Source organism: Tautonia sp. JC769, assembly GCF_040717455.1.
GTDB lineage: Bacteria > Planctomycetota > Planctomycetia > Isosphaerales > Isosphaeraceae > Tautonia.
This window is the reverse complement of the sequence record NZ_JBFEFH010000002.1, coordinates 106,911-123,925: the sequence shown is the minus strand read 5'-3', so window position 1 is coordinate 123,925 and position 17,015 is coordinate 106,911. Positions and strand designations below refer to the sequence as shown.

The 17,015-nt window shown below is 69.3% G+C and carries 11 protein-coding genes; 8 read left to right on the top strand and 3 right to left on the bottom strand.

Features of this window, described 5'->3' with window-relative positions; genetic code table 11:
- Nucleotides 1–256: 256 nt before the first annotated feature.
- Nucleotides 257–3,673 (bottom strand): DNA methyltransferase, encoded by a 3,417-nt coding sequence (locus AB1L88_RS02915; RefSeq protein WP_367095128.1) that lies wholly within the window; start codon nt 3,671–3,673, stop codon nt 257–259.
- Nucleotides 3,674–4,736: 1,063 nt separating this feature from the next.
- Between AB1L88_RS02915 and AB1L88_RS02910 the strand changes: the two genes are divergently transcribed.
- Nucleotides 4,737–5,171, top strand: a complete 435-nt coding sequence (locus AB1L88_RS02910; protein ID WP_367095127.1) for a DUF202 domain-containing protein — start codon at nt 4,737–4,739, stop codon at nt 5,169–5,171.
- A gap of 240 nt (nt 5,172–5,411) precedes the next feature.
- Nucleotides 5,412–6,416 (top strand): adenosyl-hopene transferase HpnH, encoded by a 1,005-nt coding sequence (gene hpnH / locus AB1L88_RS02905; protein WP_367095126.1) that lies wholly within the window; start codon nt 5,412–5,414, stop codon nt 6,414–6,416.
- 54 nt (nt 6,417–6,470) lie between these two features.
- Here the strand turns inward: hpnH and AB1L88_RS02900 are convergent, their stop codons facing one another.
- Nucleotides 6,471–7,283, bottom strand: a complete 813-nt coding sequence (locus tag AB1L88_RS02900) for a DUF4058 family protein (RefSeq protein WP_367095125.1) — start codon at nt 7,281–7,283, stop codon at nt 6,471–6,473.
- 89 nt (nt 7,284–7,372) lie between these two features.
- On the opposite strand from AB1L88_RS02900, the gene asnB reads away from it, so the two are divergent.
- The 3 genes from asnB (at nt 7,373) to AB1L88_RS02885 (ending at nt 11,255) form a co-directional block, all read left to right on the top strand.
- Complete coding sequence (gene asnB, locus AB1L88_RS02895) at nt 7,373–9,346, top strand: asparagine synthase (glutamine-hydrolyzing) (protein ID WP_367095124.1); 1,974 nt, start codon at nt 7,373–7,375, stop codon at nt 9,344–9,346.
- Between the two features lie 47 nt (nt 9,347–9,393).
- Nucleotides 9,394–10,776 carry a lactate racemase domain-containing protein gene (locus tag AB1L88_RS02890; protein ID WP_367095123.1) on the top strand — a complete coding sequence of 461 codons (1,383 nt, stop codon included), beginning with the start codon at nt 9,394–9,396 and terminating at the stop codon, nt 10,774–10,776.
- A gap of 95 nt (nt 10,777–10,871) precedes the next feature.
- Nucleotides 10,872–11,255, top strand: a complete 384-nt coding sequence (locus AB1L88_RS02885; protein ID WP_367095122.1) for a hypothetical protein — start codon at nt 10,872–10,874, stop codon at nt 11,253–11,255.
- Between the two features lie 110 nt (nt 11,256–11,365).
- Here AB1L88_RS02885 and AB1L88_RS02880 read toward each other — a convergent pair whose 3' ends face one another.
- Nucleotides 11,366–12,364, bottom strand: coding sequence for a DUF1559 domain-containing protein (locus AB1L88_RS02880; protein ID WP_367095121.1), 999 nt, complete (start codon nt 12,362–12,364; stop codon nt 11,366–11,368).
- Nucleotides 12,365–12,809: 445 nt separating this feature from the next.
- Between AB1L88_RS02880 and AB1L88_RS02875 the strand changes: the two genes are divergently transcribed.
- The 3 genes from AB1L88_RS02875 (at nt 12,810) to rtcA (ending at nt 16,929) form a co-directional block, all read left to right on the top strand.
- Complete coding sequence (locus AB1L88_RS02875) at nt 12,810–14,162, top strand: HEAT repeat domain-containing protein (protein WP_367095120.1); 1,353 nt, start codon at nt 12,810–12,812, stop codon at nt 14,160–14,162.
- Between the two features lie 385 nt (nt 14,163–14,547).
- Entirely contained in the window at nt 14,548–15,504 is a 957-nt protein-coding gene (locus AB1L88_RS02870) for a hypothetical protein (protein ID WP_367095119.1), read from the top strand.
- Nucleotides 15,505–15,627: 123 nt separating this feature from the next.
- Nucleotides 15,628–16,929 carry an RNA 3'-terminal phosphate cyclase gene (gene rtcA, locus AB1L88_RS02865; protein ID WP_367095118.1) on the top strand — a complete coding sequence of 434 codons (1,302 nt, stop codon included), beginning with the start codon at nt 15,628–15,630 and terminating at the stop codon, nt 16,927–16,929.
- The last annotated feature ends 86 nt before the right edge of the window (nt 16,930–17,015 follow it).

The following is a 17,015-nucleotide window of genomic DNA, read 5'->3' as shown; positions in this document are numbered from 1 at the left end:
ACCGGCTCCATGGGGATCGCGGTGGCCACCTCCCATCACGATACTCCTCGATGACGCACCCTGTCAAAGTTCGCCATCCCCCTGCCGCGGTGGCCTGAGGGTATCCCAGACACCGGCCCCGGTGTTTGCGCGGGTGGCCCGGACACCGGCCACGGTGTCCGGGTGCCGCAGGCAACGAGGCGTCGGTGTCCGCCCCGCGTCCTCATCGGCGAAGGCATCCCCCGCTCGCCGCTCGCAATCGAGGCGAGTCCCCCCTTCACCGGGTCGAGGCCGGCCGGGGGATGGGCATCCGGGGCGGCGCCGTGTCCCACATCAACCGCACCTCCTCGGGCGTCAGGCCGTACGCCTCGTTCACCAGGTCGTGCAACCGCTCCTCCAGCCGCAGCGCCTCGGCCGCCCGCTCCCGCGCCGGCTCGATCGTCCTCGCGTACTCCTCCCGCAACCCCTTCAGCCCCGCCGAGGTCAACCCCTTGCTCTTGCCCCGCAACTTCTGCACCTCGGTCACGAAGTCGTCGGAACTCAGGCCGATCGGGTTCTTCAGCTTCGTGCTGGGCGTGGCGATGTCGTACTGGACGCGGAGCCAGTCGAGCAGGTCACGATTGGACTCTTGAGACTCTGCCGAAATGGCCATGAGCTTGTCAACGCATTCACAAATCAAATCTTTTGATTTTTTTGCGAGCTTTGGGATCGGCAATTTTTCGACCAGATATGCAACCGGCGACAGCGCTTCATCCTTCATGTGAGGCAAATACCGCCAGTTATGCCACCACATCGTTGGGCTATTCAAGATGCCCAGGAGATAGCGGGCCTCAACAGGGATGAAGAATGTTTTGTTGTTACCAAGCATGCCGGTCGAATCGAACGAGTATGAAGGATGAAATTGAATTTCCTGATAGATGATTTTCGGCTTCTCAAAGTGATCCCAGTATGCACACGAACGCAATTCCCACCAATACCGCCCTTTGTCCTGCCGTTGGATGAGGGCCGGTTCAAACGGCTTGAGATGGGCGTAAATCCCCGGGTAGGTCTCCGCGAAGCATGCTTCCGCCTCGGCTCCCAGGTCGGCCCAGGGCCAGGGATGATCTCCGCTCGACTTCAGGGCGATCATCCAAAGCCCGGCCCATTCCGGATGCCACCGGGCGATGTCCTGGCCCCTCAAATACGGCCGAATCAATCCGGCCGATCCCGGGTCCTCGGCGAGAATTCGTTCCCTGGTCGATGAGTCGATCAAAAAGGCTTCGTTGTAACCCGTTTTGATTCCCATAAGCGGTTGGGCGTTGGCGACCTGAGAGAGAGATTGGCCCGCACCCTGAACTTTCGAGAGCAAATCATGGACAGCGATCGGTTCGAGTGACCAGGAGTCAGAACTAAATCGATCAAGCTCAACCGCGATTCGTTCCGTGATTATTTGATTGCTCAACTCGTCCAGCCGGACCGTTTCCCTCGGGATGATGCACACCCGCGCCGTTTCCGGCCGTGGTTCGTCATCCGGCTTCCTCACCACCAGGAAACACGGGAACACATCCGCATCCTTGAAAAACTGCTTCGCGTGCCCGAAGTCCACCACCGACTCGACCCACGTCTGTTCGGCGAAGAACGTCCGCAGCGGCTCCCCGTAACCGGCCTTCATCCACTTGTTCGTCACCACATAGGCGAGCCGGCCGCCGGGCCGGAGCAGGTTGGCGCCCAGCTCGTAGAAGTAGACGTACAGGTCCGCCATGCCGTGATACGCCCGGAACCGCCCCTTGAAGTGCTCCTTGAACGGCCCGAGCCGTTCCTGCCGCACGTACGGCGGGTTGCCGATCACCGCGTCGAACCCCCCGCCCTCCACAATCGCCGGGAACTCGGCCGTCCAGTCGAACGCGCGGGGGTCGAGCGCCGGGTCATCGACCACGCTGTTCCCCACCCGGACATTGTCCGACAAGTCGGTCAGGCGACGCCCCGGCCGGGCCGTCCGGATCCAGAGCGAGAGCCGGGCGATCTCGACCGACTCGGGCGACAGGTCCACCCCGTACAGGTTCCGCCGCAGGATCACGTCGGCCGATCGCGCCTTCCAATCCTCCCGGTCCCCCTTGCACTCGGGCGCGTCGGGATCGGCCCGGCGCAGGTCGTCGAGCAGCTCGCAACGCCTCCCCTCGAACCAGTCGTACGCGGCGATCAAAAACGCCCCCGACCCGCACGCCGGGTCGCACACCGTCAGCCCGTCCAGCCAGTCGAGCATCCCCCGGGCGTACGAGGCCAGCGCCCCGGCCGGCGGCTCGCCCGCCCCCTCCTCCTCCTCGCCCAGCCCGGCCGCCGCCATCCGATCGGCCCGAGCCGCCTCCCACGCCGGGTCGAGCGCGGCCGAGACGAGGTACTCGGTGATGAACGCATCGGTGTAGTACACCCCGTGCCGCTTCCGCTGCCCGTTCCGCTTGCGGCGCTCGGCCGCCAGCGCCTGCTCGTGCTGCTCAAGCCCCTCGTCCCTGATCGCCTCGATGTCCGTGATCGACCGCTCGAAGATCCGCCCCAGCACGTCGACGCTCACCTCGTCCCGGAAGTCGTAGCCGCCGATCGCCCGGAAGACATTCGCCCACGACTCGCTCAGCGCCAGGCCCCGGTCGTCCAGGATCGGGTCGGGCTTGAACAGGCTGCCGTTGTAGCCGGGGATCCCCATCCCCTCGTCACCGGTGTCGATCGCCCGGAAGAGGAACTGGAAGGCGTTCCAGGTGGTGATCCCCGGATACCGGGTCGCCGCGGTCTGCTCCAGTTGCCGGCGGTTGCGGATCAACCCCCGGTCCTCGGCGAAGGCGACGAACAGGACCCGGTCGAGCAGCTTCTGCGCGGCCGCGATCGCCGCGTCGAGGTCGTCCACCCCCTTGTCCCGCAACTCCCGGATCAACTCCACCCGCCTCTCGGCGTACTCGGCATAGAGCTTGTCGCTGACCTCCTCCTGCTCCTCGCTCGTCTCGCGCAGGAGCCGGGCGGCCAGCGGCTCGACCTCGCCCGACCCCAGCAGGCCGACCCGGCTGAACACCGCCCAGAACTCGGCGAACGCCTGGCGGTCGTCGAGGCCGGTGAGCATCACCCGGTGGACGTGCTTGCTCGTCTTCTCCCGGCTGTAGAGCCGGATCTCGGTGTAGTTCGACACGATCCCCCAGCGGGCCGACTCGGTCGCGTTCAGGTACCGCCAGAGCTGCTGCACGGGCGACTCCCTGCGCGAGCCTTTCGCGTCGAGGTCCGTCCCCGCCCCCTTGATCTCGACCAGGACGGTCGGCTCCCCCGCCACCTTGCCCGAGTCGTCCACGCCGAACCGGCCGATGGCCGCATCGACCGCCCCCTCCCCCGCGATCGGCCACTTCGGCTGGAGGCTCCACGACTGGTCGGCCGTCGGGTTCGTCACGTTCGTATAGCCGAGCGCCACCATCAGGCCGGAATAGAACTCGTGCTCGACCTGCGTCTCGGTCAGCTTGCCGATCCCCCCCGAGACCAATCGGTTGATCCAGTTCCGGAAGACCTCATGGGCGGCGTCTCGTTGCTCCCGGTTCACATCGCGCAGGCTCTCGGCCGCCTGGCGGACCAGCTTCGGCAAGAGCAAGACCCGGATGCCCGGCGGCAGGGGGCGGATCTCGGCCCCGGCCGCCTCGATCGGGAAGCCCTCCAACAACGGCGCCTCGGCCTTCTTCTTCGCCATCGCCCCAACGCTCCTGGCCGAACCGATCACTCTGCCACCGCGCACCCCTCCGGACACGGAGGTATACCATTGTTCCTGCCCCGGGGCCAGTTCCCCCCCGTCCCGCCCTTCTGGCCGCGCTTTCCCGGATTTGGTGACTGCCCCTGCCGATTTTCTCGATCTTATGGTCGTGGGGTCGGCCCCCGATCCCTCCTCCGGCCCGCCCTCGTCTTCGCCTCCGGCTCCTTCGTACTCTCGGCCATGATGCGCGCCCGCAATCACGCAATGATTTCCCTCCTTGCCCGGTCGGGGCCGTCTCTCGCCCCTCCCGACCCGGACGCCTCGCCGCGCCCTCGCCCCTCCTCCGACCCGAGCGAACCGCCCCACCCCTTCCGTCACGAAACGAACCCATTCGCGCCGGATCGCCCTCGCCGAACGAAGCCATTGCCTCCGCCTCCTCCCTCACCAGGCGAACCCGTCGGGACCAAGTCGCCCGCGCGAAACGAACCCATCGGGGCGGGATGGCCCGGGCGAATCGAACCCAATGGGGCCGGATGGCCCACGCGAAACGAACCCATTGCCCCGGCGCCCGCTTCCCGAAACGATCCGAGCGCCCTCGGCGCAACCCCTTTGCCCTCCAACATGATCGCCCCGTCCCCGCCGCCGATTCCGGGCGCACCATGCCCCCTCCCGACCGCGCACCAGGCCCCGCCCTCCCCTCCCGATCCCCTGCCCCCTCATCCGTGTTCCATCCGTGTTCGATCCGTGGCCAAAACCCCGTTGTCCCCCGCGCCAAACGAACCCAATGCCCCGGCGCCCGGTCCCCGAAACGATCCGGACGCCTTCGCCCTAACCTCTTTCCCCGCAAGCCAGATCGTCGGATTTCGGTTGCCGCATTCGGGCGCACCGGGCCGGTTTCCGACCCGCGCACCGGGGGCCGGTTTCCGCCCCGGCCGCTCGGGGTTGACCCTCGATCGGCCCGCTCCGGATAATCCGATGCCTGAGCCGTGGTCCTGGCCGTTGCCGCTCCCGCAGGCCGGACCGGTTGCCCCGGAGCTTGCACGCAGGAAAGGACTCGCCCGAGATGGAGGATCCCATCCCCCGGCAGACCCCCGCCGAGACCGACCCCCGGATCATCCTGGCCGCCGAGCGGACCCTGCTCTCCTGGATGAGGACCGGCCTGGCCCTGATGGGCTTCGGCTTCGTCGTCGCCCGGTTCGGCTGGTTCCTCCGCGAGATGGCCAACCTCGGCGGCGAACTCGCCCCCGACCCGAGCGGCTCGCGGGCCTCGCTCTGGATGGGGACCATCCTGGTCGCGCTGGGCATCTGGGTGCTGGTCGGATCGACCCTCCGCTACCGCCACTACCTCCGCGCCCTGCATCGCGGCGACCTGAAGCTGCCCGGCGCGGGCATGGGGACCGCCGTCGCCCTCGTCCTCGCCCTGCTCGGCCTGGTCATGCTCGCCTCGTTCGTCAGCATGGGCCTGCTCGGCGATCCGATCGTCCCGAACCCGAACTGACATCCCAACTTACCCATTTTGAGTCCGCCGAGCCGTCACCCCGCGCTTGGGCTTGCGTCGCCGAGCCAAATGCGGAATGATGCCGGGGTTACGCCCCGAGGGCTCCCGTCCGACCGCCGGCCGCCCTCGACCACCGATCGACCGACCGACACCAACCAGGCATCCATCCCCACGGACGGCGCCGGCCCCGCGACCACGGCCCGGCCGCTCCGCGAGACGAGCAAGGAGGCGAGCGGGCTCATGCGATACCCCTTCGGATTCACCCTGGCCCAGGCCAAGCACCGCAGCCGCATGGAACGCGCCGGGGTCGACCGCTACCCGACCGTCCTGATGCTCGAACCGCTCTACACCTGCAACCTCTCCTGCATCGGCTGCTCGACCGAACGCTACACCGGCAAGCTGAAGGACCGCATGACCGTCGAGCAGTGCCTCAAGGCCGTCGACGACTGCGGCGCCCCGATCGTCAACATCTGCGGCGGCGAGCCGACCCTCTACCCCGAGCTGAAAGAGCTGATCGACGAGCTGATCGCCCGCAAGAAGTACATCATCATCTGCACCAACGCCCTCCGCCTGCACGACAAGTTCTACGGCGTCATCCCGCCCAGCGACCACCTGTTCCTGATGATCCACCTCGACGGCATGCGCGAGACCCACGATTACATCACCAAGCGCGCCGGCGTCTTCGACACCGCCATCGACGCCATCCGACAGGGCAAGGATCTGGGGTATACGCTTTACTTGAACACCACCGTCTACAAGCAGACCGACGTGGCCGAGGTCGAGCAGCTCTGCAAGCTCGTCGACGAGCTGAAGGCCAAGGGGATCTTGATCTCCCCCGGTTACGAATACGAGAGCGTCGACGCCGACGTCTTTTTGACGAAAGAGCAGATTCACGAGAAGTTCCAGGCCATCCGCGCGTTCTCGAAGAAATACAAGGTGAGCGCCACGCCCGCCTTCCTCGAATTCGCCGCCGGCCTCCGCGAACTGCCCTGTGCCCCCTGGTCGACCGTCAACTACACCCCCAAAGGCTGGAAAGCCCCCTGCTACCTGATCGAAGGCGAAGGCTACTACCCCGACTGGTCCGAATTCTGGCAAACCACCGACTGGGCCTACTGGGAGAGCCGCCAGGATCGCCGCTGCCAGAACTGCAAGATGCACTCCGGCTTCGAGCACAGCGCCGTGACCGAGGCCATGAAGACCATCAAGGGGACCGTCCAGCTCGCCGCCTGGTCCCTCGGCGGCTGAGTCTGCAGATTGAATGTGGATGTGTTGATGCGATTTCGGGGCCCCGGACGCCGCTCAGTTCCGCAGGCCCCGCTCGCGGAGCAAGGTGTCGACCCACTCGGCGTCGGCCCTGGTGAGGGGGGGGACCGGGTCCTTCCCGTAGTCGATCCGGCGGGCATAGGCCCCGAGGTCGTAGCAGCGGTCGAGCATCGGCTGCAGGTCGAGCACCAGGTCGGGGTCGTCGCCCAGCAAGGGGACGGCGACCCGGGGGAGCCGATCACGGATCGTCCTGGCCCAGACCTCGAACCGAATCCGCCGGGTGGCCCGGTTCAGGCTCACCAGGTAGTCGTAGATCCCCCGTCGGGCCAGCGCATCCCGGGGGGCCGCCACGGTATGCTGGCCCGACCGCAGCAGGTCGATCTCGATCAGGTGGGCCGGGCTCCTCAGGACCTCGTCCTGCTTGGCCAGGTACGCCTCGCGGCCGGTCGTCCCGCTCGCCTTGTTCGACGGGCTGAGCAGCTCGATCACCGTCACGACCCGATCCGGATCCCTGGCCGGCAGGATCTCGACGAACCCCTCCCGGATCGGCTCCGACGGCGTTTCCAGCACCCACGGTTCGTCCAGGACCGCGACCCCGGCCTCCGCCGACGCCCCCGGGTTGCCCCAGCCCCTGCCCCCCGGCGATGATCGTTCGTGGATCGCCGCGTCCGGGATGATCGACCGATTCGGCTCGTCGATGTACAGCCGCTCATTCAAGTTGGCCACGTACCGCTCCGGCAGCAGCTCGTTGAGCGTCCCCCAGACGAACGTCATGAACGCCTGATGGACCCCCGGCCAGAGGGCCTTCTCTTCCAGGTACGGGTCCATTCCAGGAAACGGGCCAGGCATCAGGCGATCCTCCGGTTCGAATCCCCGGGCGGTGCGCGACCTCGGCCACCCACCCCTCGTCCATTCTACCCAAACGATCGGTGAACGCGATGTGCGGCATCTGCGGAGCAGCCTGGACGACCTCGGGAGCCGGGCCGACGGATGGGCAGCTCGGCGCGATGATCGCCCGCCTCGAACACCGGGGTCCGGACGACCTGGGGACCTTCCGCGACGCTCACGCCGCCCTCGGGTTCCGCCGCCTCTCGATCCTCGACCTGCCCGGCGGCCGCCAGCCGATGGGCAACGAGGACGGCACGATCCATGTCGCGTTCAATGGAGAGATCTACAACTTCCCCGAGCTTCGCAACCGCCTCGAAGCTCGCGGCCACACCCTCCGATCGGCAGGCGACACCGAGGTCATCAGCCACCTCTACGAGGACGAGGGCCCCGGCTTCCCCCGATTGCTCCGCGGCATGTTCGCCATCGCCGTCTGGGACGCCCCCCGCCGGCGGCTCGTCCTGGCCCGCGACCGCCTCGGCCAGAAACCGCTCGTCTACCGGGTCCAGGCCGACCGCATCCTCTTCGCCAGCGAGCTGAAGGCCCTGCTCACCCTGCCCGAGGCGGACCTGCCGCGTCGGGTCGACCCGCTCGCGCTCGATCGTTATCTGACCTATGGATACGTCCCGCATCCCCGGACGATCCTCGAAGGAGTGTATAAGCTTCCTCCGGCCCACACGCTCGTCTGGCACGACGGTCACCTGAGCTTGCAACGCTACTGGGAACCCGACTGGGACCGCGAGATCGAGCGGCCCGTCGAGCAGGATGTCGAAGACCTCCGCGCCACCCTCTCCGACGCCGTCCGCGAGCAGATGGCCGCCGACGTGCCCCTCGGCGCCTTCCTCTCCGGCGGGATCGACTCGACGATCATCGTCGGACTCATGCAGCAGCACGCACGACATCGCGTGAAGACGTTCTCCATCGGCTTTGATGATCCTGCGTTTGACGAATCGTCGTATGCCCGGATGGCCGCCGAGTTCCTGGGGACCGAGCACCACGCCTTCCTCGTCAAGCCGGAGGCCTGGGAGACCCTGCCGGGGCTGGCCTGGCACTTCGACGAGCCGTTCGCCGACAGCTCGGCCCTGCCCACCTGGCACGTCTCGCGGATGACCCGCGAGCATGTGACCGTCGCCCTGACCGGGGACGCTGGCGACGAGCTGTTCGGCGGTTACGACCGCTACCGGGGAATCGCCCTGGCCGAGTTCGTGGCCAAGCTTCCCGGCGGGATCGGCCCGTGGCTCGGCGGCCCGGTCGCCCGGGCTTTGCCGGCCTCGGCCCGGGCCAAGACGAGGCTCCGGGCCGCGAAACGCTGGCTCGAGGCCGTCGGCCTCTCCCGGACCGATCGCTATCTGCGTTGGATGACCAGTTTCGACGAGGAGACGCGGGCCGGCCTCTACGCCGATGCGTTTCTCGACGAACTCTCCCAGGCCGCCGCGCGAGAGCCGGACGAGGCCGACCCCGCCCTCGTGCTCGACCGGGCGCTCGGCGTCGCCTCGGGGCGCGACCCGGTCACGCAGGCCATGGTCGCGGACTTGCTCACGTACTTGCCCGGCGACCTGCTGACGAAGGTGGACATGGCCAGCATGGCCCACGGCCTCGAATGCCGGGGGCCGTTCCTCGATCACCGGGTCGTCGAGCTGGCCCTGGCCATGCCGCTCGACCGCAAGCTCCGGCTCCGCAGGGGGCGATCGAAGGTCATCCTCAAGCGGGCGTTCGCCGACCTGATCCCGCCGCCGATCCGGACCCGATCCAAGATGGGATTCGGCGTGCCGATCGACCGCTGGTTCCGCGGCGACCTCCGCGACGAACTCCGCGCGGTCCTGCTCGACCCGGTCAGCCTCGGCCGCGGCCTCTTCCGCCCCGAGGCCGTCGAGCGGATGATCGCCGAGCATGCCGAGGGCCGACGCGACCACGCCTACCGCCTCTGGGCCCTGCTCATGCTCGAACTCTGGTTCCGGCACCATCTCGACCCCTCGCCGGGAGGCCGGAACGGCCCCATCCCTCTGGGAACATTGGTCCGAAGTTGAGCATTTGAAAGCATTCTGTCATTTGAAGAAAAAAGGAATCATTCGTCATGCCTGCCTCCGTCGCGATTCCCTGGGGAGACGGGCCGCCCCTGGACCTGAGCCTCCCGGACGGCTGGCCCGATCCGGACGTGATGGAGCCGGCGCTCGACGGGCCGATCGCCGAGTATCGGGCCGCCCTGACCGCAGCCCTGGACCACCCCCTCGGGGGCCTATCCCCCATCGAGGCGATGGTGACGCCGGGATCGACCGTCGCGATCGTGGTCGATGACCCCTCGCGCTGGACTCCAGTGCGGGAAGCCTTGCCGGTCGTCCTGGGGCGCCTGAAGTCGCGGGGGGTTCTGGATCGGGACATCAGCATCAGTATCGGGGTCGGCCGGCATCACGCGGTCGACGCCGAGGCCATGGCTCGGCGGGTCGGGGAGGAGGTGGCCGCCTCGTACCGTTGTTTCAGCCCGCCGGTCGATGACCTGGCGCAGTACGAGGATCGCGGGACCTCGGCCGACGGCATCCCGGTCCGGGTCTTCCGGCCGGTGGCGCAGGCGGATCTGCGAATCCTCATCGGTTCTGTCCTGCCGCACCTCCAGGCCGGGTTCGGGGGGGGATACAAGCTGATCTTCCCGGGGACGAGCCATCGCTCGACGCTGGGGGCGATCCACCGGGTCGGCCTGGGGGGGGACGCCGGGGCCCTGCTCGGCTCGACGGCCGATGCCAACCCCATGCGCCGGGCGATCCGGGGGGCGGCGGGCTTGCTCGGGCCGTGCGTGTCGATCAGCCACGTGCTCGGGCCGCCGGGCCAGGTCTTCCGGGTGGCGAGCGGGCATCCCGACGCCGTGCAGGACGAACTCGCCGCCGAGGTCGCGAGGCGCTACCGGGCCCCCGACGCCGAACTCGCCGACGTGGTGATCGCCGGCAACGCCCCCTGGCCGGGCGACCCGATGCAGAGCTTCAAGGTGTTGCTCAACCACCGATCCGCCTGCCGGAGCGGCGGGGCGCTCGTCGGCCTCTTCTGGACCGACCCGGGTGAGATCGACCGCTCGTTCCCGATGCCCGCCATGCGGGCCATCGCCGCGACGGGGGCGCCCGGCGGGGTCGTCATGCGTCGCGGCCTGGCGATGGCCGACCGCGTGGCCGCGGCCTCGGGCAGCGCCGCCTCGTTCATGGTCCGATGGGCCCGGGAGCTGGTCGTCGACCGAGAGGTCCTGGTGTATGCCCCCCCCTTGCGCGACCGGATCGGCCCCCGGCTCGGGCCGATCCGACTCTACTCCGACCTGGCGGAACTGCGGCAACGCCTGGCGTTGCTCGCCGGGTCGGCCGGGGAGTCATCACCCCGCGTTCGAATCTTCCCGAGCGGCGGACTGACCTACTGCCCGGCATCGTCGGTCGCCGTCCGTCGCGGGGCCGGCCAGGAACACAGGGAAAATCGCAGATAAACTCGCTTGTTTTTTCGAAAAACCTGTGCGATGCTCGATGTTCGAAATCGCTCGGCATCGGTGCGGGGCGATTCGGATCAGCGGGAGGAACACCCATGCGAGTCCCGAATCGACGATGGCTCCGGCTGGCCTCGGTCGCCCTGGCGGGCGGCGTGGCCATCGGCTGCGGGTCGGGGAAGCCGCCGGTCGAGACCTCGACGACCGAGGCGACGGTCACCGGCACGATCACGATCCACGGCAAGGCGCCCAAGCAAGGGCGGATCGTCTTCGACGCGTCCAATCATCTGAGGAAGGACGCGCCGCAACGCGACGCGCCGATCGGTCCGGACGGCTCCTACACGATCACGACGCTGATCGGCGGCAACCGCATCCGGGTCGAGTCGCCCGAGACGATGAGCGATCGCGAGCTTTCCGACACCGAGGATTATCTCGAGGTCCAGCCCGGCGAGAACCGGAAGGACATCAGCCTGCCGATGTGAACACGGCCCGCCGCCCTCCCGGCCGTTGCCGGGAGGGCGGCGGGGCGATTCGAGCCGACGCCGATCCGAACCGTGGCGGTACGCCGAGATCGGATCGGCCTCGGGTCCGATCAGAACTGGTCGGCGGAGACGACCTCGCCGCCGTTGCGGGTGCCGATGGCCCACCAGACCTCGATGTTGACCGTGTTCTTGACGGCGCGGACCGTGCCGTCGCCGAAGAGGACGTTGACGATGCCCGGGTGGCGGCTGCTGGCGGTCTGGGCGCCGTTGCCGTTGTTGCCGCCGGCGTCGGTGCATGACCAGGTGTTCGGCGCCATCACGTGGTTGTATCGGCTGGACTGCGGGTTGCCCATGTGCCAGTGCGATCCGACCGGCCGGCCGCTGCCCAGCGTGATGCCGGGAAGCCTCGGGTCGGACGCCCGGCAGAGTTCCCAGTAGGGGCCGGGCACGTCCATCCGATCGGCGCTGGCGACCCGGGCGATCGTGGCCGTCGGGGTGGTGGAGTCGATCATCTGATTGTTCCCGGTGCCGATGCCCATCACGCGCTCGCTGTGGAACGCGGTGTTGCTGGTGCCGTCGCGGATGTCGGCCATGCGGATGACCTTCATCTCGGGGACCGCGCCGAAGGGGCCGTTGGGCCGGGCGGTGTTCCAGGAGTAGAGGACGGGGGTCGAGCCGGCATTCGCGTGGTAGCTGTTGGGGCCGGCGGGCCAGGTCAGCCGGCTCTCGTCCGACGGGCAGAGCACGGTGTTGAGCCGCGTGAAGGTCGCCGTCGTGTTGGCGGGGTGGCCGGTGCAGCCCCAGCTCCAGGTGAAGTTGATGGCGTTGAAGACCTGCACCTGCTCCATGTAGGGGAGCATGAACGTGATGTGGTTCCAGTCGTTGCAGCCGAGCGGCCCCTGGCCCCACGGGAAGGCGCCGACGGTGTCGTGGTAGTTGTGTAGGGCGATCCCGATTTGCTTGAGGTTGTTGACGCACTGGGCGCGGCGGGCCGCCTCCCGGGCACTCTGGACCGCCGGCAGCAGCAGGGCGATCAGGACGCCGATGATCGCGATGACGACGAGCAATTCGATCAAGGTGAAGCCGGATCGATGACGTGACAGGCGCATGGAAACCTCGTGATTCGACGAAGAGACGAGATCATGATGCACGGAAGCGCGAATCCGCCGAGCGCACCGCCCCCTCTCCCGGATCGGGAGCCGAACGTTCCCGGGCCCGGGAAGGGCGTGGGGCGATCGTCTCCCTCGCGGGTTCAGGGTCCCGGAGGGTACGGAATCGGATCGCGGGCCGGGCCAACTTCGGGCCCAGGACGCTGAAACGCACGAATCCCGACAGCATTCCCGGCCGATGGGTCAAGAACTTGACGGATCGGCCGATCAAAGTGATGCGAAGTCTGCAATGGAGGAGTATGATCGGTGGCTCATGTGAACGCAACGGGAAAGTCGGAAAAATATGCCATCTCAGGCCGATTTTCCCGAATTCAGGATCCCCTTGGCGCCCCGATGGCGTCAAATGCGGGGATTGGGTGGGATTTCGTCATGGGAGTTCGATCGCATGATGACTCAAGGACGCGAAGGTTTCGGGGGGGGCCGGCCGCGATGGTTCGCCAGGAGCCTCGCCGGTACGCTGCTCTTGCTGCCGATACTGCCAGGATGCGTGCCGTCGGATCCGACCTCGAAGGGGATCGGGGGGTTGTCGACCGGCAATCCCGAGTCGAGGAGGGAGGCCGCCGCCTCGATGGGCACCTGGGACGATCCGAGCGAGGCGGCGAGGGCCGTTGGGCCGCTGACCGCGGCGCTGGCCGGTGACGAGGATGCGGGGGTCCGCGCCGCGTCGGCCCGGTCGCTCGGGCAGTTGATCCGGCGGCACGGACTGACCTTCGACGAGGAAACCGTCGGGGCCCTGGCCGAGGGCATGAGCGACCCGGATCCGGAGGTCCGGCACGCCTCGGCCGTGGCCATGTTCGGGATCGGGGAGCGTCCGGAGGGGATCGCCTCGGCCCTCGTCGCCGCCCTGCGAAGCGGGAGCATGTCGGTCCGCGACGACGCCGACGTGGCGCTGTCGGAGCTTCCGATCGACGGTCCCGAGCATCTCGATGCGATGCTCGATGGGCTCGACGACGACGCGGAGGTCGTCCGGCGAGCCTCGCGGATGGGCCTGACCATGGCGCCGCTGGAGCTCGATCCCGAATCCGGGGCCGAGGCGGTGGCCGGGGCAATGGACCGGGACGACGATGCCGAGGATCGCGCCCTGCTGGCCATGGTGCTCGGCCGGTTCCCGACCGCGACCTCGGCGGCACGCGACCGGCTGATCGCGGCCCTCTCGGACGCCCCGGAGGTCGAGGTCCGGGTCGCCGCCGCGACGGCGCTGCGTCCCTTCGCCGCCGACGACCCGGGAGCCGCCGAGGCCCTCCGGGCCGCGACGGCCGAGGACGACGCGGAGGAGGTCCGCGTCGCGTCGGCCGCGGCGCTGGCCGACCCGTCCCGATCGGCCGAGGAGGCGGGCCGGGCCCTGATCGACGCGATCAGGGAAGGCGTTTCCGACGAGGACGCGGGCGCCGAGCTGGCCGGGGCGATCGAGGCGGGTGCGGCCGAGGGGGCAACCCTCCTGGTCGAGAGGCTCTCATCCGACGATCCCAGGCTTCGGGCCTTCGCGGCCCGGGGGCTCGGCGTCGTCTCGCCGAGGACCGACGGCGCCCGGGAGGTGATCGCGGCCCTGATCGACGCGCTCGACGACCCCGAAGCCGAGGTCCGCATCGCCTCGGCCGACGCCCTGAGCCGGTTCGGCCCGGCGGCGGTGTCGGCCTCGTCGGCCCTGGCCCGGCTGGCGGAGGACGATCCCGACTCCCGCGTCTCGGCTCACGCCGCCGCGGCGGTGCCGGTCGTCGACCCGCCGCCGACCCGATGAACGGACCGGGCCGGGGATGCCCCTCGGCTCCCCGGCTCCGTTGATCGCGATGCGGGCAGGGGTGCCGGCCCCTGTTGAGCCTTGCCGAGCCCGGCCCTCGGCCCGTCCCGTTCAGAAGATCGAAGACGCGGCCGGAGAGGGGATGCATGGGCACGCCGCGATTCCTTCGACCCTCGCCGGTGTCCCATCCAAGACGGAAAAGGACGATCCTGCGATCGGTGCGTCGGGAACGGCCCCGAAGGTCGCGATTGACAGGATGCGGCATGTTGCCTAGAGTCCGCCATCGCGAGACGCCAAAGGGGGATGGACCGGGCGTCTCGGGCGGAGTGGATGGGCTGATCCGTCCGCCGTTTGCCAGAGACACCGAGCGGAAAGGACTCCGCCGATGGACCGCAACCTGTGGGCCCTGGCCTGTTCCACAATCGCCGCGCTGACGATGGCCGTCGGCTGTTCCCTGATCAAGCCGCCGGCCGAGGCGGAGCGCTCGGGCGTGTCGCTCGGCGGCATGGGCAACGACCAACTGGTCGACCTGCTCGCCCCCCGTCGGATCGCCTTGAAGGTGATGATCGCCACCCGGCCGATCGACGACCCGGAGCTGCGCGAGATCGTCTGGACGGCCGCCGACGAGCACGTCCTGCCCCCCGAGCAGCGGCAGCGGCTCGAGGCCAACGGCCTGCGGGTGGCGGTGGTCGACACCGTCTTCCCGCCCGAGGTCGAGGAGCTGCTCAGCCCCGAGGCCCCGGTCGGCCAGCGGATCGACCCGACCATCGTCGCCGTGCCCGACGGGCACGCCACGCCGATCATGCTCGGGCCGGACGAGGCGGCCGCGCACAAGACGCTCTTCCTGAGCCTCGGCGGCGGCGCGGTCGGTCGGGACTATGAGCATGTCCGGGGGGCCGTGCGGGTCTCGGCCTCGCAGGCCGACGGCGGCATGGCGATGCGGGTGGTGCCGGAGATCCACCACGGCTCGGACCAGCTCCGCTACGCCCCGGCCGAGAACGTCGGCCCGTTCGAGCCCGAGCAGTTCGTGATGCGGGAGGGGAAGCTCGAAGAGAGCTTCCGCGACCTGACGGCGCGGCTCACGCTGGGGCCGGAGCAGGTGCTCATCCTCGGCTGCTGGCCCGATCGGCCGGGGAGCCTCGGGCACTTCCTCTTCACCAAGGCCGAGCCCAAGAGCGACCGCCTCCTGCAGACGGTCGTCTTCATCTGGGCGACCCCGACCGGGGCGACCGAGATCCCGTGGGTCGAGCCGGTCACCCCGCCCAGCAGCCTCCTCCGCGTCGACCCGAGCGAGCTGGGCGTCGGCCCGGAGGCGTCCGGAGGGCCGGAAGGCCGGCAGTGACCGGCGCCCGGGCCTCGGCTCGGTTCGGCTCGCCCGAACGGCCCGGCCCGGCCCTCCCCGTTCCAGAAATCCCCGCGGCGCGGCACTCGGGTTGCGAACCGGAAGACCAGGGAGCGCATCGAAATGGAATGGACGCCGACCCCGACCGGGGATGACGATGCGAGGATCGGGCCGGCCCGGCGCTGGCGGTCGCACGCCGGCCACGGCCCCTCCTTCGGGCCGCATCGCCTGTCGGCGGGCCGAGGGAGCGGCTCGGCCTCGGCCTCGGCCTCTCCCCCGTTCCCGAGATTCGCCCCGATGGACGACGACACCGACGACAACCGCCCGACCCCCGTGCCGGGGCCCGCCGCCGACTTCCCGGTCCGAACTTCCTCGAACCGCCTGGTCGAGCTCGACGGCGCCGACGGGGAAGGGGGCGGGCAGATCCTGCGGACCGCATTGACCCTGGCGATGCTCACCGGCCGGCCGTTCCGGATCTCCCGGATCCGGGCCAACCGCGACCGCCCGGGCTTGCGCCCGCAGCACCGATCGGCCGTGATGGCCGCCGCGAGGCTCTCGGGGGCGACCGTCCAGGGGGCGACCGTCGGTTCGCAGGCCCTGACCTTCCGCCCGAGGCCGTTCGAGCCGACCGACCTGGACATCGACATCGGCACGGCCGGGTCGACCGGCCTCGTCCTGCAGACCCTCGCGCTGCCGATCGCCCTGCGGGCCGGGCACGGGGTCCGGGTGTCGTTGACCGGCGGCACGTTCAACACGAAGGCGCCGTCCTATCCGTTCCTCGACCGGACCTGGCGCGCCTACCTGGATCGGATGGGGCTCCCGCTGGCCCTGGCGATGCCCGAGGCGGGGTTCTACCCCCAGGGGGGCGGTCGGCTCGACGCCTGGATCGAGCCGGGCAGGCCCCGGCCGTGGGTCGCCGAGCGTCGAGGAGCCCTCACGCGGATCTCGGGCGTCGCCGGCACCTGCAAGCTGGACCGGCGCCAGGTGGCCGAGCGGATGCGCGACCGCGCCGTCGCCCTGCTGGGCGAGGCGGGGATCGATGCCGAGGTCGCCATCGACCTGGCCCAGTGGCCCGGCCCGTCCCCGGGGGCGGCCATCGCGTTGGTGCTCGAGCACGACGGCGAGGCCCCGCCGAGCACGTTCGTCGGCCTCGGGGCCCGCGGGAAACCGGCCGAGGAGGTGGCCGCCGAGGCCGTGGCCGAGCTGCTCGACCACCTGCACGCGCCGGGCCTGGGGGCGGTGGACCCCCATAGCGCCGATCAACTCGTGTTGCCGCTCGCCCTGGCCGAGGGGCGGAGCCTCTTCACCGTCTCTCGCGTCACCGAGCATCTGCGGACCAACATCCGCACGATCGCCGCGTTCCTCGATCGCCGGATCGTCCTGGAGGAGCCGGACGACGGCCCCGGCCGGGTGATCGTCGGCTGATCGAGAGGGCGGGCCGGGACCGGATCGGCCCGACTCGGGGGCGTCGCGGCGCGTCTCGTCGCGGTACGCCCCCGTCATCTCGCAGG